The 22703-nt window shown below is 67.9% G+C and carries 16 protein-coding genes; 10 read left to right on the forward strand and 6 right to left on the reverse strand.

Annotated features, from left to right (window positions below):
* Positions 1 to 89 precede the first annotated feature (89 nt).
* From ACSX1C_RS05755 to ACSX1C_RS05780, 6 genes are all read right to left on the reverse strand, one after another.
* Positions 90 to 1217, reverse strand: coding sequence for an acyl-CoA dehydrogenase family protein (locus ACSX1C_RS05755; RefSeq protein WP_439888626.1), 1128 nt, complete (start codon positions 1215 to 1217; stop codon positions 90 to 92).
* Between the two features lie 14 nt (positions 1218 to 1231).
* Positions 1232 to 2419, reverse strand: coding sequence for an acetyl-CoA C-acyltransferase (locus ACSX1C_RS05760; protein WP_439889372.1), 1188 nt, complete (start codon positions 2417 to 2419; stop codon positions 1232 to 1234).
* A gap of 80 nt (positions 2420 to 2499) precedes the next feature.
* The gene (locus ACSX1C_RS05765; RefSeq protein WP_439888627.1) at positions 2500 to 3267 is read right to left on the reverse strand and encodes a 3-hydroxyacyl-CoA dehydrogenase; all 768 of its coding nucleotides are present in this window, start codon (positions 3265 to 3267) and stop codon (positions 2500 to 2502) included.
* Positions 3268 to 3283: 16 nt separating this feature from the next.
* A complete protein-coding gene (locus tag ACSX1C_RS05770) occupies positions 3284 to 4933 on the reverse strand; it encodes an acyl-CoA synthetase (RefSeq protein WP_439888628.1) in 1650 nt (549 codons plus the stop codon).
* Positions 4934 to 5044: 111 nt separating this feature from the next.
* Positions 5045 to 6079, reverse strand: coding sequence for an AraC family transcriptional regulator (locus ACSX1C_RS05775; RefSeq protein ID WP_439888629.1), 1035 nt, complete (start codon positions 6077 to 6079; stop codon positions 5045 to 5047).
* A 22-nt stretch (positions 6080 to 6101) separates the two neighbouring features.
* Positions 6102 to 7781, reverse strand: a complete 1680-nt coding sequence (locus ACSX1C_RS05780) for an AMP-binding protein (RefSeq protein ID WP_439888630.1) — start codon at positions 7779 to 7781, stop codon at positions 6102 to 6104.
* Positions 7782 to 8418: 637 nt separating this feature from the next.
* On the opposite strand from ACSX1C_RS05780, the gene ACSX1C_RS05785 reads away from it, so the two are divergent.
* The 10 genes from ACSX1C_RS05785 (at position 8419) to ACSX1C_RS05830 (ending at position 22670) form a co-directional block, all read left to right on the forward strand.
* Positions 8419 to 10062, forward strand: coding sequence for a S8 family peptidase (locus tag ACSX1C_RS05785; protein WP_439888631.1), 1644 nt, complete (start codon positions 8419 to 8421; stop codon positions 10060 to 10062).
* 562 nt (positions 10063 to 10624) lie between these two features.
* Positions 10625 to 12256 carry a S8 family peptidase gene (locus tag ACSX1C_RS05790; protein ID WP_439888632.1) on the forward strand — a complete coding sequence of 544 codons (1632 nt, stop codon included), beginning with the start codon at positions 10625 to 10627 and terminating at the stop codon, positions 12254 to 12256.
* Positions 12257 to 12470: 214 nt separating this feature from the next.
* Positions 12471 to 12869 (forward strand): MerR family transcriptional regulator, encoded by a 399-nt coding sequence (locus tag ACSX1C_RS05795; RefSeq protein WP_439888633.1) that lies wholly within the window; start codon positions 12471 to 12473, stop codon positions 12867 to 12869.
* A gap of 29 nt (positions 12870 to 12898) precedes the next feature.
* Positions 12899 to 14062 carry an isovaleryl-CoA dehydrogenase gene (locus ACSX1C_RS05800; protein ID WP_439888634.1) on the forward strand — a complete coding sequence of 388 codons (1164 nt, stop codon included), beginning with the start codon at positions 12899 to 12901 and terminating at the stop codon, positions 14060 to 14062.
* Between the two features lie 105 nt (positions 14063 to 14167).
* Positions 14168 to 15775 (forward strand): carboxyl transferase domain-containing protein, encoded by a 1608-nt coding sequence (locus ACSX1C_RS05805; RefSeq protein ID WP_439888635.1) that lies wholly within the window; start codon positions 14168 to 14170, stop codon positions 15773 to 15775.
* A 14-nt stretch (positions 15776 to 15789) separates the two neighbouring features.
* Positions 15790 to 16590 (forward strand): gamma-carboxygeranoyl-CoA hydratase, encoded by an 801-nt coding sequence (locus ACSX1C_RS05810; RefSeq protein WP_439888636.1) that lies wholly within the window; start codon positions 15790 to 15792, stop codon positions 16588 to 16590.
* The gene (locus ACSX1C_RS05815) at positions 16587 to 18542 is read left to right on the forward strand and encodes an acetyl/propionyl/methylcrotonyl-CoA carboxylase subunit alpha (RefSeq protein ID WP_439888637.1); all 1956 of its coding nucleotides are present in this window, start codon (positions 16587 to 16589) and stop codon (positions 18540 to 18542) included. The genes ACSX1C_RS05810 and ACSX1C_RS05815 overlap by 4 nt, the downstream gene beginning before the upstream one ends.
* Positions 18543 to 18726: 184 nt before the next feature.
* On the forward strand, positions 18727 to 19629 hold the full coding sequence (locus tag ACSX1C_RS05820) for a hydroxymethylglutaryl-CoA lyase (protein ID WP_318646250.1): 903 nt from the start codon (positions 18727 to 18729) through the stop codon (positions 19627 to 19629).
* Between the two features lie 222 nt (positions 19630 to 19851).
* Positions 19852 to 21807, forward strand: coding sequence for an acetoacetate--CoA ligase (locus tag ACSX1C_RS05825; RefSeq protein WP_439888638.1), 1956 nt, complete (start codon positions 19852 to 19854; stop codon positions 21805 to 21807).
* A gap of 164 nt (positions 21808 to 21971) precedes the next feature.
* Positions 21972 to 22670: a GNAT family N-acetyltransferase gene (locus tag ACSX1C_RS05830; protein WP_439888639.1), complete on the forward strand. Its 699-nt coding sequence runs from the start codon at positions 21972 to 21974 to the stop codon at positions 22668 to 22670.
* The last annotated feature ends 33 nt before the right edge of the window (positions 22671 to 22703 follow it).

Consider the following 22703-nt stretch of genomic DNA (forward strand, 5'->3'; position numbering starts at 1 on the left):
AAGGAGACTGAGTTTGCTGATTGTGAATGAGCATTCCGAGGCTGCTTTAACGCAGTATCGCCAGCGTGCCGCAGGCCCGAGACCGCTTTTCAGAGGCTGCGGGCGATCACCAGGCGCTGCACGTCGCTGGTGCCTTCGTAGATCTGGCACACGCGCACGTCGCGGTAGATGCGCTCGACCGGGAAGTCCTGCAGGTAGCCGTAGCCGCCGAGGGTCTGGATGGCCGCCGAGCAGACCTTCTCGGCCATCTCCGAGGCGAACAGCTTGGCCATCGAGGCCTCGGTCAGGCAGGCCAGGCCGGCCTCGCGCAGACTGGCGGCGTGATGCACCATCTGCCGCGCCACGGCGATCTGGGTGGCCATGTCGGCCAGGCGGAATGCCACCGCCTGGTGCTCGATGATCGGCTTGCCGAAGGTCTGCCGCTCGTGGGCATAGTCGCGGGCCGCCTCAAAGGCGGCGCGGGCCATGCCCACCGCCTGGGCGGCGATGCCGATGCGCCCGCCCTCGAGGTTGGCCAGGGCGATGCGGTAGCCCTCGCCTTCCTCGCCCAGGCGCAGGCTGGCCGGCAGGCGCAGCTCGTCGAACTGGATCTGGCAGGTGTCCGAGGCGTGCTGGCCGAGCTTGTCCTCGACCCGCACCACCGAGTAGCCGGGCGTATCGGTGGGCACGATGAAGGCGCTGATGCCCTTCTTGCCGGCTTGCGGGTCGGTGACGGCGAAGACGATCACCATGCCGGCGTGACTGCCGGAGGTGATGAACTGCTTGCTGCCGGTGAGCACGTAGTGGTCGCCGTCGCGCCGGGCGCGGGTGCGCAGGTCGCTGGCGTCCGAGCCGGCCTGGGGCTCGGTGAGGGCGAAGGCGCCGAGTTGTTTGCCTTCGGCTAGGGGCTGGAGGAAGCGGCGCTTCTGTTCCTCGCTGCCGTACTTGAGGATGGGCATGCAACCCACCGAGTTGTGCACGCTCATGATGGTCGAGCAGGCGCCGTCGCCGGCGGCGATCTCCTCCAGGGCCATGGCGTAGGCCAGGTGGCCGGTCTGCGCCCCGCCCCACTGCTCCGGCACCAGCATGCCCATGAAGCCCAGCTCGCCCATCTCGCGCAGGGCCTCGACAGGGAAGCGGTGCGCGCGGTCCCACTCGGCGGCGAAGGGCTTGAGCCGCTCCTGGGCGAACTGGCGGGCCACGTCGCGAATCTGCAACTCTTCTTCGGATGGAATCATGACGTTCTCCCGGTTCAGTTCAGCAGTTCGATGGCCATGGCCGTGGCTTCGCCGCCGCCGATGCACAGCGAGGCGACGCCGCGCTTGAGGTCGTATTGCCGCAGGGCGCTGAGCAGGGTCACCAACACCCGCGCACCGGACGCGCCGATCGGGTGGCCGAGGGCGCAGGCGCCGCCGTGCACGTTGAGCTTGTCGTGGGGAATGTCCAGGTCGCGCATCGCCGCCATCGGCACCACGGCGAAGGCCTCGTTGACCTCGAACAGGTCGACCTCTCCCAGGCTCCAGCCGGTGCGGTTCATCAGCCGCTGCAGGGCGCCGACCGGCGCGGTGGCGAACAGGTTGGGCGCGTGGGCGAAGCTGGCATGCCCGCGGATCGCCGCCAGGGGCGTGAGGCCGCGCTTCTCGGCCTCGGACAGACGCATCAGCAGCAGCGCGGCGGCGCCGTCGGAGATCGAACTGGCGTTGGCCGCGGTCACGGTGCCGCCCTCGCGAAAGGCCGGCTTGAGCGTGGGGATCTTGTCCAGGCGCGCCTTGGGCGGCTGCTCGTCGCTGTCGATCAGGCGCGCCTCGCGGCCGGCCGGGGCCTGCACCGCGACCATCTCGGCGCCGAAGCGTCCCTCGGCCATGGCCTGCTGCGCCCGCTTGAGCGAGGCGATGGCGAAGGCGTCCTGCTGCTCGCGACTGAAACCGTAGGCCTGGGCGCAGTCCTCGGCGAAGGTGCCCATCAGCCGGCCCTTGTCGTAGGCGTCCTCCAGGCCGTCGAGAAACATGTGGTCGAGCACCCGGCCGTGGCCCATGCGGTAGCCGCTGCGCGCCCGCTCCAGCAGGTAGGGCGCATTGGACATGCTCTCCATGCCGCCGGCGACCACCACCTCGGCACTGCCGGCCAGCAGCAGGTCGTGGCCGAGCATCGCCGCCTTCATGCCCGAACCGCACATCTTGTTGACCGTCGAGCACGGCGTGCCCTGGTCCACGCCGGCGCCGAGGGCCGCCTGGCGTGCCGGGGCCTGGCCCTGGCCGGCCTGCAGCACACAGCCCATGATGACCTCCTCCACCGCATCGGCGGCCAAACCGGCACGCTCCAGGGTGGCGCGGATCGCGGCGGAGCCCAGCTGCGCGGCGGTGACCTCCTTGAAGTCGCCGAGAAAGCCGCCCATGGGCGTGCGCGCGGCGCTGACGATTACCACCGGATCGGAATTCATGGACATCTTGCTACCTCTCATAAGCAGTCTCGGTGGCCCACTCAGCATTCGGGCCACCCTTTCAGATTAGTTGGACCGTTTTATTTGGCCGCCATGCGCAAGGCGCCATCCAGGCGGATGACCTCGCCGTTGAGCATGGGGTTCTCGATGATGTGCCGCACCAGCGCGGCGTATTCGTCCGGGCGCCCCAGGCGTGGCGGGAACGGCACGTTGGCGGCCAGGGAGTCGCGCACCTCCTGGGGCATGCCGGCCATCATCGGCGTCTCGAAGATGCCCGGGGCGATGCACATCACGCGGATGCCGGAGCGCGCCAGGTCGCGGGCCGCCGGCAGGGTCAGCGCCGCCACCCCGCCCTTGGAGGCGGCATAGGCGGCCTGGCCCATCTGCCCGTCGTAGGCGGCGACCGAGGCGGTGTTGACTATCACCCCGCGTTCGCCTTCCTCGTTCGCCTCCCCCTGGGCCATGGCCTCGGCGGCCAGACGCAACATGTTGAAGCTGCCGACCAGGTTGATCTGGACGACCCGGCTGAAGCTGTCCAGGCCGTGGGCGCCGCCCCGCCCCAGGACCTTCTCCGCCGGGGCAATGCCGGCGCAGTTGATCAGCCCGTGCAGGCCGCCGAAGGCCTGCAGCGCAGCGGCTACCGCACGCTGGCCGTCCTCCTCGCGAGTGATGTCGGTCGGCACGAAGCGGGCGTTGCCGCCCAACTCTTCGGCCCGCGCGGCGCCGGCTTCGGCGTTGATGTCGGCCAGTAGCACCCTGGCTCCTCGCTCGAGCAGCGCGCGGGCGCTGGCCAGGCCAAGGCCGGAACAGCCGCCGGTGATCAGAAATACCCGGTCTTGGATACGCATGCTTTCGACTCCTTATTCAGTGGGCGGCCGCCTGGGCCTTGGCGATCTCCTGGTTGCGCAGGAGAAAGCGCTGGATCTTGCCGCTGGGGGTCTTCGGCAGCTCGTCGACGAATTCCACCTCACGGGGGTAGGCATGGGCCGACAGGCGTCTGCGCACATGCTGCTGCAGTTCTTCGGCCAGCTCGGCCTCGGCGCGGTACTGGCCGTGCAGCACGACGAAGGCCTTGACCAGCTCGGTGCGCTCCGGGTCCGGCTTGCCGATCACGGCAGCCTCGATCACCGCCGGGTGCTCGATCAGCGCGCTCTCCACATCGAAGGGGCCGACCCGGTAGCCGGAGGTGGTGATCACGTCATCGCTACGGCCGACGAAGCTGATGCTACCGTCCTCGTTCAGCTCCACGGTGTCGCCGCTCAGGTAGTAGTCGCCGACGAAGGCCTTGGTCGGCAGGCCCTGGTAACCGGGGAACCAGAACAGCGGCGAGCGCGGCCGGTCGACGGCGAGGATGCCCGGCTGCCCGGCCGGCAGTTCGCGCTGCTGCTCGTCCAGCACCACCACCCGATGGCCGGGTATGGCGAAGCCGGCGGCGCCGACGCGCACCGGATGCTCCAGAGCATGATGGTTGCACAGCACCATGCCCAGCTCGGTCTGGCCGTAGTGGTCGTGGATGGTGGCGCCCAGGCCGCCTTCGAACCAGCGGATCACCTCCGGGGTCAAGGGCTCGCCGGCGCTGCTTACCGCACGCAGGCGTCCCTTGAGTTGCGCTTCGACCTGTTCCCTGGCCGCCAGCAGCAGGCGATAGGCCGTGGGCGAACCGGCCAGGTTGGTGATGCCGTACTTGCGGATGATCCGGCAGGTGCTCTCCACGCTGAACGAGCCTTCGTAGAAGGTCGTGGCGTGGCCCATGGCCAGGGGGCCGGTCACCGCGTAGTAGAGGCCATAGGCCCAGCCCGGATCGGCCAGGTTCCAGAAGGCATCGTCCTCGCGCAGGTCCACGGCGTCGCGCAGATAGCCGACGAACGCCAGGATCGCCTTGAGCGGCACCGGCACGGGCTTGGCCAGGCCGGTGGTGCCGGAGGTGAACATCATCAGGAAGGGATCGGAGGCCGAGCGCATGACCGGCTCGAACTCGGTCGAATGGCGCTCCAGTTCCTCCCAGAAGCCGCACTCGCCGCGCTGGATGCCCTGATCCCGGGGGCCTGCGACCGTGACGATCATTGGTACGCCCTGCACCTCATCGAGCTTGGCGCGGTTGGCCGCGTCGGTCACCACCAGCCTGGCGCCGGAGCTCTGCACCCGGTGTTCGATGGCCTTGGGCCCGAAGGCGGTGAACAACGGCTGATACACCGCGCCCAGGCGCCAGGTGCCGAGCACCGTGATCAGCAGTTCGACGGTGCGCGGCAACAACCCGGCCACGCAGTCGCCGGGGCGCACGCCCTGGGCCTGGAGGAAGTTGGCGAAGCGCGCGGCCTGCTCCTGCAGCTCGCAGAAACTGTAGCGCGCGCTGCCGCCCTCGTGGCCCTCCCAGAACAGGGCGATGCGCCCCGGCACGGCATGCCGGTCGCAGCATTCGACGCAGGCATTGAGCGCATCCAGCGACCCCGCGAGGGTCGTGGCGACGGCAGTCGGATAATCGAACTCGCGGGCGGCGGTCAGGTAATCGCGCATCGGGGGGCTCCCGGTTGTTGTTCTTTGGAGTACCGGCAATAGTCGGCGCGCGACCTCCTGGCGGCAATGTCGACAGGCGTCAACCTGGCCGAGCGGTTTGGACAACCCGGCTCAGGCCGAGGGCAACTCGGGGTGCATCAGCGCGCGATACTGCCCCGGCGTGGTGCCGGTCCATTTCTTGAACGCCTTGTAGAAGGCACTGGCATCGGCGAACCCGAGCTCGAAGGCCAGCTCGGCGAAGTTGCCGGCACCGCCGTCCAGGCGGGCGATGGCCAGGTCTCGGCGCACCTGGTCCTTGAGTCCCTGGTAGGACTGGCCCTCCAGCGCCAGCTTGCGCCTCAGGGTCGAGGGCGCCATGTAGAAATGGCCGGACAAGGCCTCGAAATCCGGCCAGCGCTCGGCCTTGAGGCTGCGCAGATAGGCCTTGATTCGCGCGCCGTGACTCTGCGGATCACGGTAGCGCACCAGGATATTGGCCGGCGCCCCGGCGAGGAAACGCCTGAGCTCGCGCTCGCTGCGGCGCACCGGTTGCGCCAGGCATTCGGCGTTGAACAGCAGGCGGCTGTGGGGCCGGCCGAAGCGCAGGTTAGTGGTGAACATCACCCGGTAGTCGCCGATATAGTCCGGTGCCGGACAACGCAGTTCGGCCGCCAGGATCGGGATGCGCCTTCCGGCCAGCCAGCAGGCCAGGCCATGCACGATCATCCACAGGGTGAAGCAGGCGAAGGCCCGGCTGCCCTGCCCCGGGGCCTCCTCGATGACGATGGCCGCCATTCCGCCCTGGCGTTCCAGGCGCGGGGCAAATCCCTCGAAGACCAGCCGCAGGAAGGCCAGGGCGCTGTCCAGGGCCGTGCCGAGGGTCGGCTCGCGCAACGCCGCCTTGGCCATGAAGGCGAAACTGCCGACCTTCATCCGCCGCGGGTTCATGCCGAAGAACTCGTCGTCCATCGCCTGTGCCAGCGCCCGCCACAGCCGTGCATAAGCCTGGGCGGGCACCCGCGCGTTGCCCCTGCCGAGCAGCTCGGCGGCGATGCCGGCCCTGGCCAGCAAGCCACCGGCGTCCAGGCCCTTCGCCTGCCATTCGCGCAGGGCCTCATCCACCAGCCTGACCGAGATGGTGCCCTTCTCGACCCTTGCGTCGGTCATGCCGCCCCCGCACCCTGCGGCATCAGGGCGCCGCCTGCCCCAGCTCCGCCTGCATCTGCTCGCGCATGCGGAACTTCTGCACCTTGCCGGTCACCGTCATGGGGAAGGCATCGACGAACTTGAAATAACGCGGCACCTTGAAGTGGGCGATATTGGCCTTGCAGTAGGCCCGCAGGGCCTCGGCATCGCAGGCATGGCCGGGGTGCAGCTGGACCCAGGCGGCGATCTCCTCGCCGTACTTCTCGTCTGCCACGCCGATCACCTGCACGTCCGCCACTGCCGGGTGGGTGAAGAGGAACTCCTCGACCTCCCGCGGATAGATGTTCTCGCCGCCGCGGATGATCATGTCCTTGCTGCGTCCGACTATGCGCACGTAGCCCTGCTCGTCCATCACCGCCAGGTCGCCGCTGTGCATCCAGCGCCCCGGGTCTATGGCCTCGGCCGTGGCCTGGGGGTTGTCCCAGTAGCCGAGCATCACGCTGTAGCCGCGGGTGCACAGCTCGCCGGTCTCGCCCCGGGGCAGGATGCGCCCCTCGGCGTCGACTATCTTGGTCTCCAGCTGCGGCTGGGTGCGGCCGACGCTGGTCACCCGCAGCTCCAGCTCGTCGTCGGCGGCGGTCTGCAGCGACACCGGGCTGGTCTCGGTCATGCCGTAGGCGATCTGCACCTCGCCCATGTGCAGCTCGTCGATCACCCGGCGCATCACCTCGATCGGGCAGGTGGCGCCGGCCATGATCCCGCTGCGCAGGCTGGACAGGTCGAACTCCGCGCGGCGCGGATGATCCAGCGCGGCGATGAACATGGTCGGCACCCCGTACAGCACGGTGGCACGTTCCTCGGCCACCGCCAGCAGGGTGGCCTCGGGCTCGAAGCTCGGCGCCGGGTAGATCATGGTGCTGCCATGGGTCAGACAGCCGAGGTTGCCCATCACCATGCCGAAGCAGTGATACAGCGGCACCGGGATCACCAGGCGGTCGCGCTCGCTCAGGCCCAGGCTCTCGCCGACCATGTAGCCGTTGTTGAGGATGTTGTAGTGGCTCAGGGTCGCGCCCTTGGGCGATCCGGTGGTGCCGGAGGTGTACTGGATGTTGATCGGCTCGTCGAACTGCAGCAGCGCCTGGCGTTCGGCCAGCCGCCGCGACGCGACCTCCGCGGCCAGGCCCGCCAGCTCATGCCAGCAGAGGAAACCCGCCGGCGCCTGGCGTGCCAGGCTGATCACCCCGCGCAGCTGCGGCAGGCGCGCGCTGCGCAGCGCCCCCGGCTGGCTGGCGGCCAGCTCCGGCAGCAGCGCCACCAGCATGGCGTGGTAGTCGGAGGTCTTGAAGGCATCGGCGCAGACCAGCCAGGCGCAGCCGGACTGCTTCAGGGCGTAGTCCAGCTCGCTGCCGCGGTAGGCCGGGTTGATGTTGACCAGCACCGCGCCGACCTTGGCCGTGGCGAACTGGGTGATGCACCACTCGGCGCAGTTGGGCGCCCAGATGCCCACCCGTTCGCCCTGCTGCACGCCCAGTGCCAGCAGGGCGCGGGCGCAGCATTCGACCTGCTCGGCCAGCTCGGCCCAGCTGTAACGCAGGCTCTGGTGGCGCACCACCAGGGCCTCGCGTTCGGCGAAACGCGCTACCGTGGCGTCGAAGGCCTGGCCTATGGTCATGGCCAGCAGGGGCTTGTCCTGGGGGCCGCGGGTGTAACTGAGATGGTTCATGGGCTTCCCTTCTTGTACTTGTCATGGGTTATGACTTGCCGCTGGCGACTGTACCGCCGCCGTCAATTTACGTTGACGTTAACGTAAGCAAGCCATTGCAGGCTGTCCATACTCTTTTCGTCGAATGCCGCACGAAGAGCGACCACTCCTCTGACGCTCACGCAACCGGAGCGTGACCGCGCTAGCACTCTGAAGAATCGGGGCTATGCTGACCAGCTCAACTGGGACCATAGTGCATCAAGCCTGCCTCGCGCGCCTTTCCAACCCGATTGGACTGGGCGATCGACGCGGGTCTGGTGGTACCAGGCAATTGAGTATGGCAATACCCGCAACACCAGGAAGTGAAAGGACCACGAGGCGACAACACACCTCGGGCGTACACAGGGATGTGCAGTCCGCAGACAGGGCATGAGCCCTTGCATTCGCGAGAGTTCGGTCGAGGCAGAAGCCGTGCCGGACTCTGCAGGCGCCACAAGCACGCTGCAGAACATCCTTATTTGGTCAGGAACCAACACGGCCGTAATCCGCGGCCGCGTTACCCACCTACTACAGGGGATATGCAAACGTGAATCCTATCCGCACTCGCACTACCCGTGCACTGCGCATCCATGCGCTGGCTACCGCCTGCGCATTGGCGATGGTTGCACCTACAGCCTTCGCCGCACCGGACGTCGGTGCCGCGCGCATCAACACCAGCATGCTCAAGGAAGGCAAGACCTACGACCGCTTCATCGTCAAGTACCGCAGCGGCAGCAGCGAGCTGGCCAGCAGCAGCATGCGCGCCCAGGCCCTGAACCAGGCCGGCATGCTGCAGGGCCTGGGCGTCGGCCATCTGCGTCGCACCTCGGTCGGCGCCGATGTCATCAAATCCGCCCGCAAGCTCGACCGCGCCGGCGCCGAGGCCCTGATGCAACAGATCGCCGCCAACCCCAACGTCGAATACGTCGAGGTGGACGCCCTGCTCAAGCCGGTATTCACCCCGAACGACGCGCGTTACAACGAGCAGTGGCACTACTACGAGGCCACCGCCGGGATCAACGCCCCCACCGCCTGGGATCGCTCCACCGGCAGCGGCGTGGTGGTCGCCGTGCTGGATACCGGGATCACCGACCACCCGGATCTCAACGGTAACGTCATCGCCGGCTACGACATGATCTCCGACACCACGGTGGCCAACGACGGCGACGGCCGCGATGCCGACCCCTCCGACCCGGGCGACTGGACCACCGGCCAGTGCGACGAACCCAGCGACTCCAGCTGGCACGGCACCCATGTCGCCGGCACCATAGCGGCCGTCACCAACAACGGCCTCGGCGTGGCGGGCGTGGCCTATGGCGCGAAGATCATGCCGGTGCGTGTGCTCGGCACCTGTGGCGGCTACACCTCCGACATCGCCGACGGCATCGTCTGGGCCTCCGGCGGCAGCGTCAGCGGCGTGCCGAATAACCGCACCCCGGCCCAGGTCATCAACATGAGCCTGGGCGGCGGCGGCAGCTGCAGCCTCACCACGCAGAACGCCATCAACGGTGCGGTGAGCCGTGGCACCAGCGTGGTGGTGGCCGCGGGCAACAGCAACGCCAACGCGGCCAACTTCAACCCGGCCAACTGCAACAACGTCATCACGGTGGCGGCCACCACCCGTAGCGGCTCGCGTTCGAGCTTCTCCAACTACGGTTCGGTGGTCGATGTGGCCGCTCCGGGCTCTGGCATCCTGTCCACGCTCAACAGCGGCACCACCACTCCGGGGAGCGCCAGCTACGCCGCCTACAACGGCACCTCCATGGCCGCGCCCCACGTCGCCGGGGTGGTGGCCCTGATGCAGGCGGCCGCCCCCAAGACCCCGGCGCAGGTGGAGAGCAACCTGAAGAGCAGCACCCGCCCCTTGCCCGGCAGCTGCTCGGGGGGCTGCGGCACCGGCATAGTCGATGCCAGCGCGGCACTCGACGCTCAGCTCGGTAGCCCGCCGGTCAACAACGATACCCTGTTCAATGGCCAGCCGATCAACGGCCTGTCCGGTAGCAAGGGCTCCAGCAAGACGTACAGCATCACGGTTCCGGCGGGCGTTTCCAGTCTGAGCTTCACCCTGTCCGGCGGTAGCGGCGATGCCGACCTGTATGTCCGTTTCGGCTCGGCTCCGACCACCGGCAGCTATGACTGCCGTCCTTACCTGAACGGCAATAACGAAACCTGCACCTTCAACGCCCCGCAAGCGGGCACCTACCACGTGATGGTGCGTGGTTACTCCAGCTACTCCAGCGCCAGCCTGGTAGCACGCTACTAGGCTCAGGCGCCTCCCCTTGCCCCCGCCGCCTGTGCGGGGGCTTTTTTACCGCCACAGCGCGGCCTGTCCGCTCCGTCCAGCACCTCTTTCCAGCCGCCACCGCCGCTGGTCAGTGTCCGTTCGTCGCAATGTGAAGGCAGTCGCAGTCCAGGGTTCCAGCGCTATGCCGATAAGCAGAAGCGACTCCATAGTGCGCCGCGTCGGCTCACCCAGTTGAGCCAACCATGATGCCCCTCGAGTCTCGCCCCAACGGGCTCGGAGATAGGCGCAGCAGGATCGCGACGGCCCCAGGCAGTCGCCCCCGCACAGGGACGCGCAGTCCGTTAACTAGGAACAGGACCTCTTGGCTTCGCAATCGCCCGGCATCGCCTGACCGTGAACCGGGCACCCCCTGCAAGCGCTGGAAGCACTCTGCAGTAGTTCCCTTAATCGGGGTCGCAGCTTGCGGCCCTTAACCATGCCTATAGGGGTTGCACCAGTGTTTTCTACTCAGACTCGTACCCATCGAACGCTTCGCGTCCATGCATTGGCTGCCGCCTGTGCCCTGGCCATCGCAGCGCCCATGGCCTTTTCCGCGCCCGGCAGCGACGCCGCCCGCATCAACGCCAGCATGCTCAAGGAAGGCAAGACCTACGACCGTTTCATCGTCAAGTACCGCAGCGGCAGTGGCGAGCAGGCCAGCAGCAGCCTGCGCGCCCAGGCCCTGAACCGGGCCGGACTGCGTCGCGGCTTGGCCATCGGCCACTTGCGACGTACCGCAGTCGGCGCCGACGTCATCAGGTCCGTACGCAAGCTCGACCGTCTGGAGGCCACCGCCTTGCTGCAGGAACTGGCGAACAACCCCAGCGTCGAGTACGTCGAGGTCGACGCCCTGCTCCAGCCGGTCTACACCCCGAACGATTCGCGCTACAACGAGCAGTGGCACTACTACGAGCCCACCGGTGGCATCAACCTGCCTACGGCCTGGGATCGCTCCACCGGCAGCGGTGCGGTGGTTGCCGTGCTGGACACCGGCATCACCCATCACCCGGACCTCAACGGCAACATCATCGCCGGCTACGACATGATCGCCGACACCACTGTGGCCAACGACGGCAACGGCCGCGACGCCGACCCGAGCGATCCGGGCGACTGGACCAGCGGCCAGTGCGGCACGCCGAAGAACTCCAGCTGGCACGGCACCCATGTCGCCGGCACAGTCGCGGCCCTCACCAACAACACAGAAGGCGTTGCCGGTGTGGCCTACAACGCCAAGATCATGCCGGTGCGCGTGCTCGGCACCTGCGGCGGCTACACCTCGGACATCGCCGACGGCATCATCTGGGCGTCCGGCGGCAGCGTCAGCGGCGTGCCGATGACCAGCACGCCGGCCCAGGTGATCAACCTGAGTCTGGGCGGCACCGGAACCTGCAGCCTCACCACCCAGAACGCCATCGACAGCGCGGTCAGCCGTGGAACCACCGTAGTGGTCGCCGCGGGCAACAGCAACGCCAACGCGGCCAACTTCACCCCGGCCAACTGCAACAACGTCATTACGGTCGCCGCCACTACCCGTAGCGGCGCCCGCGCCAGCTTCTCCAACTACGGCTCGGTCGTGGATGTCGCCGCCCCCGGCTCGAGCATCCTCTCGCCCCTCAACAGCGGCAGCACCGTGCCGGGAGCCCCCGCCTACGCTTACTACAGCGGCACCTCCATGGCCGCGCCCCACGTCGCCGGGGTGGTGGCGCTGATGCAGGCGGCCAACCCGCAATTGCCGGCGCAGGTGGAAAGCAACCTGAAGAGCACGGCCCGGCCACTACCCGTCGCCTGTGCCGAAGGTTGCGGCAGCGGTCTCGTCGATGCGCGGGCGGCAGTGGATAGGCAGGCCGGTCCACCCGCCGGCAACCAGGACACCCTGTTCAATGCTGTAGCGATCACAGGCCTGTCCGGCGGCAGGCGCTCGATGAAGACCTACAGCATCACCCTGCCGGCAGGCGTCGGCCGCCTGACCATCAGCCTGTCCGGCGGCACGGGCAATGCCGACCTCTACGTGCGCTACGGTGCCGTGCCCTCCAGCTCCAGCTATGACTGCCGCCCACGGCGCAGCAACAACAACGAGAGCTGCACCTTCAACAACCCGCAAGCCGGCACCTACCATGTGGTGGTCAGTGGCGCGTCCAGCTACAGCGGCGCCAGCCTGGTGGCACGCAACTGATAGGTGTTGTTCGTCCTTTATTCCACCGGGTCGCCTCGGCGGAATAAAGGACAGACCCGCCACTGAATCCGCCTTCCTCTACCCGTCCGGGACAGGTCAGGGCCCCGGCGGCGCCCTGCCCGCTCGACCCCGTGATCATTCACCGTACTCGCCCGTTGACTAAATCCTCTTTCAGCCTTACGTTAACGTAAAGGTAAATCAACGGAACCCCGTCATGGCTGCGACCTACAGCATCTCCGATCTGGCCCGCGAGCTGGACATCACCACCCGCGCCATCCGCTTCTACGAGGAGCAAGGCATGCTCAGTCCCGAGCGGCGCGGCCAGGAGCGCATCTACAGCGGCAAGGACAAGGTCACCCTGAAGCTGATCCTGCGCGGCAAACGCATCGGCTTCTCCCTGGCCGAATGCAAGGAACTGATCGAGTTGTACGACCCGGGCCACGGCAATCGCAAGCAGCTGGAGACCTTCATGGGCAAGATCACCGAGCGCCGCGCCCAGCTGCAACAGCAGTTGCTGGACATCCAGCAGATGCAGCTGGAACTGGATACGGCCGAAGAGCGCTGTCTGACAGCTCTAGCCGAAATTGATAAAAAACAAAGCATTAACTCCTGAACCTAATCCGAACAATCACAGGTGGAACCATGAGCTATCCGTCCCTCAACTTCGCCCTGGGCGAAACCATCGACATGCTGCGCGAACAGGTTCAGGCCTTCGTCGCCGCCGAGTTGGCGCCGCGCGCCGCGGCCATCGACCATGACAATCTGTTCCCCGCCGACATGTGGAAGAAGTTCGGCGAGATGGGCCTGCTCGGGGTCACCGTGAGCGAGGAGTACGGCGGTGCCGGGCTCGGCTACCTGGCCCACGTGGTCGCCATTGAGGAGATCAGCCGGGCCTCGGCATCGGTCGGCCTGTCCTATGGCGCCCACTCCAACCTGTGCGTCAACCAGATCAACCGCAACGGCACCGCCGCGCAGAAGGCCAAGTACCTGCCCAGACTGATCAGCGGCGAACATGTCGGCGCCCTGGCCATGAGCGAGCCCAATGCCGGCTCCGATGTGGTGTCGATGAAGCTGCGCGCCGAGCGCCGCGGCGATCGCTTCGTGCTCAATGGCTCCAAGACCTGGATCACCAACGGCCCGGACGCCAACACCTACGTGATCTACGCCAAGACCGACCTGGACAAGGGCGCCCACGGCATTACCGCCTTCATCGTCGAGCGCGACTGGAAGGGTTTTTCCCGCGGCAACAAGTTCGACAAGCTGGGCATGCGCGGCTCCAACACCTGCGAGCTGTTCTTCGATGACGTCGAGGTGCCGGAGGAGAACATCCTCGGCGTGGAGAACGGCGGCGTGAAGGTGCTGATGAGCGGCCTCGACTACGAGCGCGTGGTCCTGGCCGGCGGGCCGATCGGCATCATGCAGGCCTGCCTGGACGTGGTGGTGCCCTACATCCACGACCGCAAGCAGTTCGGCCAGTCCATCGGCGAGTTCCAGCTGATCCAGGGCAAGGTCGCCGACATGTACACCCAGCTCAACGCCAGCCGCGCCTATCTGTATGCCGTGGCCCAGGCCTGCGACCGCGGCGAGACCACCCGCAAGGATGCCGCCGGGGTGATTCTCTACAGCGCCGAACGCGCCACCCAGATGGCCCTGGAGGCGATCCAGATCCTCGGCGGCAACGGCTATATCAACGAGTTCCCCACCGGCCGCCTGCTGCGCGACGCCAAGCTCTACGAGATCGGCGCCGGCACCAGCGAGATCCGCCGCATGCTGATCGGCCGCGAGCTGTTCAACGAAACCAAGTAAGGCTTGGTCGACAGTGATGGTTCCCACGCTTCCGCGTGGGAACCCATGAGAAGCACGCTCCCACGCAGAGCATGGGAGCGATCAGAACAGAGTGGAGCGCCCCAGATGGCCATCCTGCACACCAAGATCAATACCCGTTCGCCGGAGTTCGCCGCCAACAGCGCGGCCATGCTTGAGCAGGTCGACGCCCTGCATACCCTCCTCGCCCGCATCCACGAAGGCGGCGGCGAGAAGGCTCAGCACCGCCATACCTCGCGCGGCAAGCTGCTGCCGCGCGAGCGCATCAACCGCCTGCTCGACCTCGGCTCGCCCTTCCTCGAGATCGGCCAGCTGGCCGCCTTTGAGGTGTACGGCGAGGAGGTGCCGGCCGCCGGGGTGGTCGCCGGCATCGGCCGGGTCGAGGGCATCGAGTGCATGATCGTGGCCAACGACGCCACGGTGAAGGGCGGCAGCTACTACCCGCTGACCGTGAAGAAGCACCTGCGCGCCCAGGCCATCGCCCAGCAGAACCGCCTGCCCTGCATCTACCTGGTGGACTCCGGCGGCGCCAACCTGCCGCGCCAGGACGAGGTGTTCCCCGATCGCGAGCACTTCGGGCGGATCTTCTTCAACCAGGCCAATATGAGCGCCATGGGCATCCCGCAGATCGCCGTGGTGATGGGCTCCTGCACCGCCGGCGGCGCCTATGTGCCGGCCATGGCCGACGAGGCCATTATGGTGCGCCAGCAAGCAACGATTTTTTTGGCTGGCCCGCCGCTGGTGAAGGCCGCCACCGGCGAGGTGGTCAGCGCCGAGGACCTCGGCGGCGCCGACGTGCATTGCAAGACCAGCGGCGTGGCCGACCACTACGCCGACAACGACGAACACGCCCTGGCCCTGGCCCGGCGCAGCATCGCCAACCTCAACTGGCGCAAGCAGGGCGTGCTCAACCACCGCGAGCCGATCGCCCCGCTGTACGGCGCAGAGGAGCTCTACGGAGTGATCCCCTGCGATGCGAAGCAGCCGTTCGATGTGCGCGAGGTGATCGCGCGGATCGTCGACGGCTCGGTGTTCGACGAGTTCAAGGCGCTGTTCGGCGCCACCCTGGTCTGCGGCTTCGCCCATATCCAGGGCTACCCGGTGGCGATCCTGGCGAATAACGGCATCTTGTTCGCGGAGTCGGCGCAGAAAGGCGCGCACTTCATCGAACTGGCTTGTCAGCGCGGCATCCCTTTGCTGTTCCTGCAGAACATCACCGGCTTTATGGTCGGGCAGAAATATGAAGCGGGAGGAATTGCGAAACACGGCGCCAAGCTGGTCAACGCCGTGGCCTGCGCCAAGGTGCCTAAGTTCACCGTGATCATCGGCGGCAGCTTCGGTGCCGGCAACTACGGCATGTGCGGCCGCGCCTACGACCCGCGTTTCCTGTGGATGTGGCCGAACGCGCGGATCGGCGTGATGGGCGCCGAACAGGCCGCTGGCGTGCTGGTCCAAGTCAAGCACGAGCAGGCCGCGCGCGCCGGCCACGCCTTCTCCGCCGAGGACGAGGCCAAGCTCAAGCAGCCGATCCTCGAGCAGTACGAGCGCCAGGGCCATCCCTACTACTCCAGCGCGCGGCTGTGGGACGACGGCGTCATCGACCCGGCGCAGACCCGCGAGGTGCTCGGCCTGGCGCTGTCCGCCAGCCTCAACGCCCCGATCGAGCCGAGCCAGTTCGGCGTGTTCCGCATGTAAGCCAGGGGAAAACCATGACCGACTTCAGCACCCTCGAACTGGACAGAGACCCGCGCGGCTTCGCCACCCTGTGGCTCGCCCGCCCGGAGAAGAACAACGCCTTCAATGCGCAGATGATCCGCGAGCTGATCCTCGCCCTGGACGCGATCAAGGACGACAAGGGCCTGCGTTTCCTGCTGCTGCGTGGACGCGGCAAGCATTTTTCCGCCGGCGCGGACCTGGCCTGGATGCAGGCCTCGGCAGCACTGGATTACAACGCCAACCTGAACGATGCTCGCGAGCTGGCCGAGTTGATGTACAACCTGCACCGCCTGCCGATTCCCACCCTGGCGGTGGTCCAGGGCGCGGCCTTCGGCGGCGCCGTCGGCCTGGTGAGTTGCTGCGATATGGCCATCGGCACGACGGACGCGCTGTTCAGCCTGTCCGAGGTGCGTATCGGCCTGGCCCCGGCGGTGATCAGCCCCTTCGTGGTCCAGGCCATGGGCGAGCGGGCCGCCCGCCGCTATGCCCTGACCGCCGAACGCTTCGACGGAGAACGGGCCCGCGAGCTGGGCCTGCTCGCCGAATGCTACCCGGCCGCCGAGCTGGACGGCGCGGTCGAGGCCTGGATCGCCAACCTGTTGCAGAACAGCCCCCAGGCCATGCAGGCGACCAAGGACCTGCTGCGCGAAGTCGGCAGCGGCGTGCTGACCCCGGCGCTGCGCCGCTACACCGAGAACGCCATCGCCCGCATCCGCGTCAGCGCCGAGGGCCAGGAGGGCCTCAACGCCTTCCTCACTAAACGCCAACCCGCCTGGCAGGAGCCGCAAGCATGACCCTCACGCATATCGACACCCTGCTGGTGGCCAACCGCGGCGAGATCGCCTGCCGGGTGATGCGCACCGCCAGAGCCATGGGCATCAAGACCGTGGCGGTGCACAGCGCCATCGACCGTGACGCCCGCCACGTGCGCGAGGCCGACATGGCCATCGACCTGGGTGGCGCCAAACCGGCCGACAGCTACCTGCGCATCGACGCTCTGATTGCCGCGGCCAAGGCCAGCGGCGCCCAGGCCATCCACCCCGGCTACGGCTTCCTCTCGGAGAACGCCGACTTTGCCCGGGCCATCGAGCAGGCCGGGCTGGTGTTCCTCGGCCCGCCGGCTTCGGCCATCGACGCCATGGGCAGCAAGTCGGCGGCCAAGGCGCTGATGGAAGTCGCCGGCGTGCCCCTGGTGCCCGGCTACCACGGCGAAGCCCAGGACCTGGAGACCTTCCGCGCCGCCGCCGAGGTGATCGGCTACCCGGTACTGCTCAAGGCCGCCGCCGGCGGTGGCGGCAAGGGCATGAAGGTGGTCGAGCGCGAGGCCGAGCTGGCCGAGGCCCTGGCCAGCGCCCAGCGCGAGGCGCAGTCGTCGTTCGGCGACGCGCGCATGCTGGTGGAGAAATACGTGCTCAAGCCGCGCCACGTGGAGATCCAGGTGTTCGCCGACCGGCACGGCCACTGCCTATACCTCAACGAGCGCGACTGCTCGATCCAGCGCCGCCACCAGAAGGTGGTCGAGGAGGCGCCGGCACCGGGCCTGACCCCGGAGCTGCGCCGCGCCATGGGCGAGGCGGCGGTCAAGGCTGCCCAGGCCATCGGCTATGTCGGCGCCGGTACCGTGGAGTTCCTGCTGGACGAGCGCGGCGACTTCTTCTTTATGGAGATGAATACAAGACTCCAAGTGGAGCACCCGGTCACCGAGGCGATCACCGGCCTGGACCTGGTGGCCTGGCAGATCCGCGTGGCCCGGGGCGAGGCGCTGCCGCTGACCCAGGAACAGGTGCCGCTGATCGGCCACGCCATCGAGGTGCGCCTGTATGCCGAGGACCCGGATAACGATTTTTTGCCCTCCACCGGCCGCCTGGCGCTGTATCGCGAAGCCGGCGCCGGCCCCGGCCGCCGAGTCGACAGCGGCGTGGCCGAGAACGACGAGGTGTCGCCCTTCTACGACCCCATGCTCGGCAAGCTGATCGCCTGGGGCGACAACCGCGAGGAGGCACGCCTGCGCCTGCTGGCCATGCTCGACGAGACCGCCGTCGGCGGCGTGAAGACCAACCTGGCCTTCCTGCGCCGCGTGCTGGCCCACCCGGCCTTCGCCGACGCCGAGCTGGATACCGGCTTTATCCCGCGTCATGAAGCGCAGCTGCTGCCGCCCAGCGGCGAGCTGCCGGCCGAGTTCTGGCAGCTCGCCGGCGAGGCCTTCGTGCAGAGCGAGCCACTGCGGCGCAAGCACGAGGACTACCACTCGCCCTGGAGCGCCACCGCCGGCTGGCGTGCCGGACTGCCGCGCGAAATCGACCTGCACCTGGCCTGCAACGGCGAAAGCCAGGTGGTGCGCCTGCGCCACAGCGCGCCGCCTGCGGCGCAGCTGCGCGGCGAACAACTGGTGGTGGAACGGAATGGCCTGCGCCGCAGTCACCTGGCGGTACGCCGCGGCGACAGCCTGTACCTGGAGTTCCAGGGTGAGCTGCACGGCATCAGCCGCGTCGACCCGATCGCCGAGGCCGAGGCCAGTCACGCCCACCATGGCGGCCTGACCGCCCCGATGAACGGCAGCATCGTCCGCGTGCTGGTGGAGGCCGGCCAGGCCGTCGAGGCCGGCACCGCCCTGGTGGTGTTGGAGGCGATGAAAATGGAGCACAGCATCCGCGCGCCCCATGCCGGCACGGTCAAGGCGCTGTACTGCGGCGAAGGCGAGATGGTCGCCGAGGGCAGCGTGCTGGTGGAGCTGGACGAGGGCTGATTGCCGCCCGTAGGGTGGACAACGCGAAGCTTGTCCACCGACATCCGGGACTCGATAACGAGAGACGGCGGAAAACGCTTTGCGGTTTTCCGCGGGGTGGCCATCCACCCCACGCCTGCACCATTGCCCCGCCGGTGCGCACGGCGCACCCTAGGGCAAACCCCGAGAGCAACGAGGAACCCCGATGAGCCTGCCTACCTCCGTCCGCCTGGTCGAAGTCGGCCCCCGCGACGGCCTGCAGAACGAGAAACAACCGATCAGCGTGGCCGACAAGGTGCGCCTGGTCGACGACCTGACCGCCGCCGGCCTGAGCTATATCGAGGTCGGCAGCTTCGTCTCGCCCAAGTGGGTGCCGCAGATGGCCGGCAGCGCCGAGGTGTTCGCCGGCATCCAGCAGCGCCCGAACGTCACCTATGCGGCGCTGACGCCCAACATGAAGGGCTTCGAGGCCGCCGTTGAGGCGGGCGTGAAGGAAGTGGCGGTATTCGCCGCCGCGAGCGAGGCCTTCTCGCAGAAGAATATCAACTGCTCCATCGGCGAGAGCCTGCAACGCTTTCTGCCGTTGCTCGATGCCGCCCGGCAGCAGGGCGTCCGCGTGCGCGGCTATGTCTCCTGCGTGCTCGGCTGCCCCTACGACGGCTTCATCGCCCCCGAACAGGTCGCCCGCGTGGCCCGCGACCTGTTCGCCATGGGCTGCTACGAGGTGTCCCTGGGCGACACCATAGGCACCGGGACCGCCGGCGATACCCGCCGGCTGATCGAGGTGGTCGCCCGCGACATTCCCCGCGACAAGTTGGCCGGGCACTTCCACGATACCTACGGCCAGGCCCTGGCGAACATCTACGCCAGCCTGCTGGAGGGCGTCAGCGTGTTCGACAGTTCGGTCGCGGGCCTGGGCGGTTGCCCCTACGCCAAGGGCGCCACCGGCAATGTCGCCACCGAGGACGTGCTGTACCTGCTCGACGGCCTGGGCATCGCCACCGACGTCGACCTGCAGCGGCTGATCGCCGCCGGCCAGCGCATCTGCAGCGTGCTGGGCAAGGAAAACGGTTCGCGGGTGGCCCGCGCCCGGCTGGCCGGCGCCTGATCGGGCCAGAGGCGTCAGCCATGCTTTACGGGCTGTAAAGCGCCAGCGCCAGGCGCGGCGCAGAGGCGATCCGTCCGGTGCACAGGCTCTACAACGGCGGCCAGGTCGGCAGCCGAGTAAAAAGAGTCGCTGGCGTTCAAGGCACGCGGCGAGCGCTAGGCTAGCGTGCCACCGGTCAGGTTCGATGGCCTGGCACAACAAGAATGAAGATGAGGAGTCGCCATGCAACAACCCCTGTGGGCCCCTTCGGCCGAGCGTATCGCCGCCACCCGGATGGATGCCTTCCGCCGCTTCGTCAACCAGCGCCACGGCCTCGAACTGGCCGACTACCCGGCGCTGCACGACTGGAGCGTGGCGCAGCGCGAAGCCTTCTGGCAGGCCGTGGTCGACTTCTTCGAGATCCGCTTCAGCCAGGCGCCCCAGGCCGTGCTGCAGGAAGGCCCGGCCATGCCCAGCGCCCACTGGTTCCCGGGCGCCAGGCTCAACTTCGCCGAGCACCTGCTGCGCCGCCGCGACGCGCATCCGGCGCTGGTCGCCGTCGGCGAGGACGGCTCGCGCGAACAGCTGAGCTATGCCGAGCTGGCCGCCCATGTCGCCGGCCTGCAGCAGAGTCTGCGCAACGCCGGCGTCGGCGTGGGTGACCGGGTCGCCGCCTTCATGCCCAACACCTGGCAGACGGTGGTCGGCATGCTCGCCGCCACCAGCCTCGGCGCCACCTGGTCGTCCTGCTCGCCGGACTTCGGCACTCAGGGGGTGATCGACCGCTTCGGCCAGATCGAACCCAAGGTGCTGATCGCCGCCGCCGGCTACCGCTATGCCGGCAAGAACCTCGATCTGACCGGCAAGCTCAACGAAATTCTCGAACGCCTGCCGTCGCTGCAACAGCTGATCGTCGTGCCCTACTCGCGGTCGCAGGCCAAGGCCGAGGACTTCACCACCGACGCCCCCGTCGCGCTGTGGGACGCCTTCTACCGGGCCGGCGGCGAGCCGCAGTTCACCCCGCTGCCCTTCGACCACCCGCTGTACATCCTCTACTCCAGCGGCACCACCGGCGTGCCCAAGTGCATCGTCCACGGCACCGGCGGCGTGCTGCTGCAGCACGTCAAGGAACTGGGCCTGCACACCGACCTGGATGACAGCGACACGCTGTTCTACTACACCACCTGCGGCTGGATGATGTGGAACTGGCTGGTCTCGGGCCTGGCCCTGGGCGCCACCCTGGTGCTGTTCGACGGCTCGCCCTTCCACCCCGGCGCCGAGCGTCTGATCGACCTGATCGACGCCGAGGACATCAGCGTCTTCGGCACCAGCGCCAAGTACCTCGCGGCCCTGGAGAAGGCTGGCGCCCGGCCGGGCAGCAGCCACCAGTTGCGCCGCCTCAAGGCCATCCTCTCCACCGGCTCGCCGCTGTCCCACGAGAGCTTCGAGTACGTCTACCGCGAGATCAAGGCGGACCTGTGCCTGTCGTCGATCTCCGGCGGCACCGACATCGTCTCCTGCTTCGCCCTCGGCAACCCGGTATTGCCGGTGTGGCGCGGCGAGCTGCAATGCAAGGGCCTGGGCATGGACGTGCAGGTATGGAACGACGCCGGCCTGCGGGTGCAGGGCGAGAAAGGCGAGCTGGTCTGCGCCCGGCATTTCCCCTCCATGCCGGTGGGCTTCTGGAACGACGAAGACGGCGCCAAGTTCCAGGCCGCCTACTTCGACACCTTCCCCGGCATCTGGGCCCACGGCGACTACGCCGAGGAGACCGAACACGGCGGCCTGGTGATCCACGGCCGCTCCGACGCGGTGCTCAACCCGGGCGGGGTGCGCATCGGCACCGCCGAGATCTACCGCCAGGTGGAGAAGGTCGAGGAAGTGCTGGAATCCATCGCCATCGGCCAGGAGTGGGACGACGACGTGCGCGTGGTGCTGTTCGTGCGCCTGCGCGAAGGCGTCTCGCTGACCGACGACCTGCAGGCGCGCATCCGCCAGGTGATCCGCGCCAACACCACCCCGCGCCACGTGCCGGCCAAGATCATCGCCGTGGCCGACATCCCGCGCACCATCAGCGGCAAGATAGTCGAGCTGGCGGTGCGCAACGTGGTGCACGGCAAGCCGGTGAAGAACACCGACGCCTTAGCCAACCCCCAGGCGCTGGAGCTGTACCGGGGCCTGCCCGAGCTGCAGGACTGACAGCCGCTGTCCGACCTGGGCCCAGGGCGCTCGCCACAAGGCCTGTCCATGGCGGATCATCCGATGGACAGGCCGGGCGCGATCGCCTAGCGTCGGCTGATGAGTGTGCGTGACGGCAAGCGCCCACTCGCATTCGATTCAGCCAGGCACAATGGAGGCAGCGCGTGCACGAACCCGACTACCGCATCCGAACCATGAGCCGCGCGGAGCTCGATATCGCCATCGACTGGGCGGCGGCGGAAGGCTGGAATCCGGGCCTGCACGATGCCGACAGCTACTACGCGGCCGACCCCGATGGCTTTCTGATCGGCCTGCTCGGCGATGAGCCCATCGCCGTCATCTCGGTGGTGAAATACGGCGCCGGCTTCGGTTTTCTCGGTTTCTACATCGTCAAACCAGAGTATCGGGGCCAGGGCTATGGCCTGCAGATCTGGAATGCCGGCCTGGCCTACCTCGCCGGCCGCACCATCGGCCTGGACGGCGTGGTCACGCAGCAGGACAACTACCGCAAATCGGGCTTCGCCCTGGCCCATGCCAACGTGCGCTACCAGGGCGTCGCGGGCGATGAGCCGTGCCACGACGCCGATATCGTGCCCCTGACCGGCCTGCCCTTCGCCGACCTGTGCGCCTACGACCGGGCGCTCTTCCCCGAGAGCCGTGACACCTTCCTTCAGCGCTGGATCGCCCAGCCCGAGAGCACGGCGCTCGGCATTCTGCACGACCGACAACTGGCCGGCTATGCCGTGCTCCGCCGGTGCCGGGCCGGCTACAAGGTCGGCCCGCTGTTCGCCGACAGCGCGCGCTTCGCCTCCCCCTTTGCGCAGCCCGGAAAGCCAACGGCGAAGCACCAATTGCAGTCCTGAGCGGTAATCCCCCATATCCCTGACAGGAGACAA

Origin of the sequence: Pseudomonas sp. MBLB4123 (assembly GCF_051904775.1) — a bacterium.
GTDB lineage: Bacteria > Pseudomonadota > Gammaproteobacteria > Pseudomonadales > Pseudomonadaceae > Aquipseudomonas > Aquipseudomonas benzenivorans_B.

Excerpts from the sequence above, each read along its gene's own strand:
- ACSX1C_RS05780 (WP_439888630.1), bottom strand. The coding sequence starts at position 7,781 with ATGAACCATCTCAGTTACACCCGCGGCCCCCAGGACAAGCCCCTGCTG.
- ACSX1C_RS05770 (WP_439888628.1), bottom strand. The coding sequence starts at position 4,933 with ATGCGCGATTACCTGACCGCCGCCCGCGAGTTCGATTATCCGACTGCC.
- ACSX1C_RS05755 (WP_439888626.1), bottom strand. The coding sequence starts at position 1,217 with ATGATTCCATCCGAAGAAGAGTTGCAGATTCGCGACGTGGCCCGCCAG.
- ACSX1C_RS05790 (WP_439888632.1), top strand. The coding sequence starts at position 10,625 with ATGGCCTTTTCCGCGCCCGGCAGCGACGCCGCCCGCATCAACGCCAGC.
- ACSX1C_RS05800 (WP_439888634.1), top strand. The coding sequence starts at position 12,899 with ATGAGCTATCCGTCCCTCAACTTCGCCCTGGGCGAAACCATCGACATG.
- ACSX1C_RS05795 (WP_439888633.1), top strand. The coding sequence starts at position 12,471 with ATGGCTGCGACCTACAGCATCTCCGATCTGGCCCGCGAGCTGGACATC.
- ACSX1C_RS05785 (WP_439888631.1), top strand. The coding sequence starts at position 8,419 with ATGGTTGCACCTACAGCCTTCGCCGCACCGGACGTCGGTGCCGCGCGC.
- ACSX1C_RS05760 (WP_439889372.1), bottom strand. The coding sequence starts at position 2,419 with ATGAATTCCGATCCGGTGGTAATCGTCAGCGCCGCGCGCACGCCCATG.
- ACSX1C_RS05810 (WP_439888636.1), top strand. The coding sequence starts at position 15,790 with ATGACCGACTTCAGCACCCTCGAACTGGACAGAGACCCGCGCGGCTTC.
- ACSX1C_RS05805 (WP_439888635.1), top strand. The coding sequence starts at position 14,168 with ATGGCCATCCTGCACACCAAGATCAATACCCGTTCGCCGGAGTTCGCC.
- ACSX1C_RS05820 (WP_318646250.1), top strand. The coding sequence starts at position 18,727 with ATGAGCCTGCCTACCTCCGTCCGCCTGGTCGAAGTCGGCCCCCGCGAC.
- ACSX1C_RS05775 (WP_439888629.1), bottom strand. The coding sequence starts at position 6,079 with ATGACCGACGCAAGGGTCGAGAAGGGCACCATCTCGGTCAGGCTGGTG.
- ACSX1C_RS05825 (WP_439888638.1), top strand. The coding sequence starts at position 19,852 with ATGCAACAACCCCTGTGGGCCCCTTCGGCCGAGCGTATCGCCGCCACC.
- ACSX1C_RS05765 (WP_439888627.1), bottom strand. The coding sequence starts at position 3,267 with ATGCGTATCCAAGACCGGGTATTTCTGATCACCGGCGGCTGTTCCGGC.
- ACSX1C_RS05815 (WP_439888637.1), top strand. The coding sequence starts at position 16,587 with ATGACCCTCACGCATATCGACACCCTGCTGGTGGCCAACCGCGGCGAG.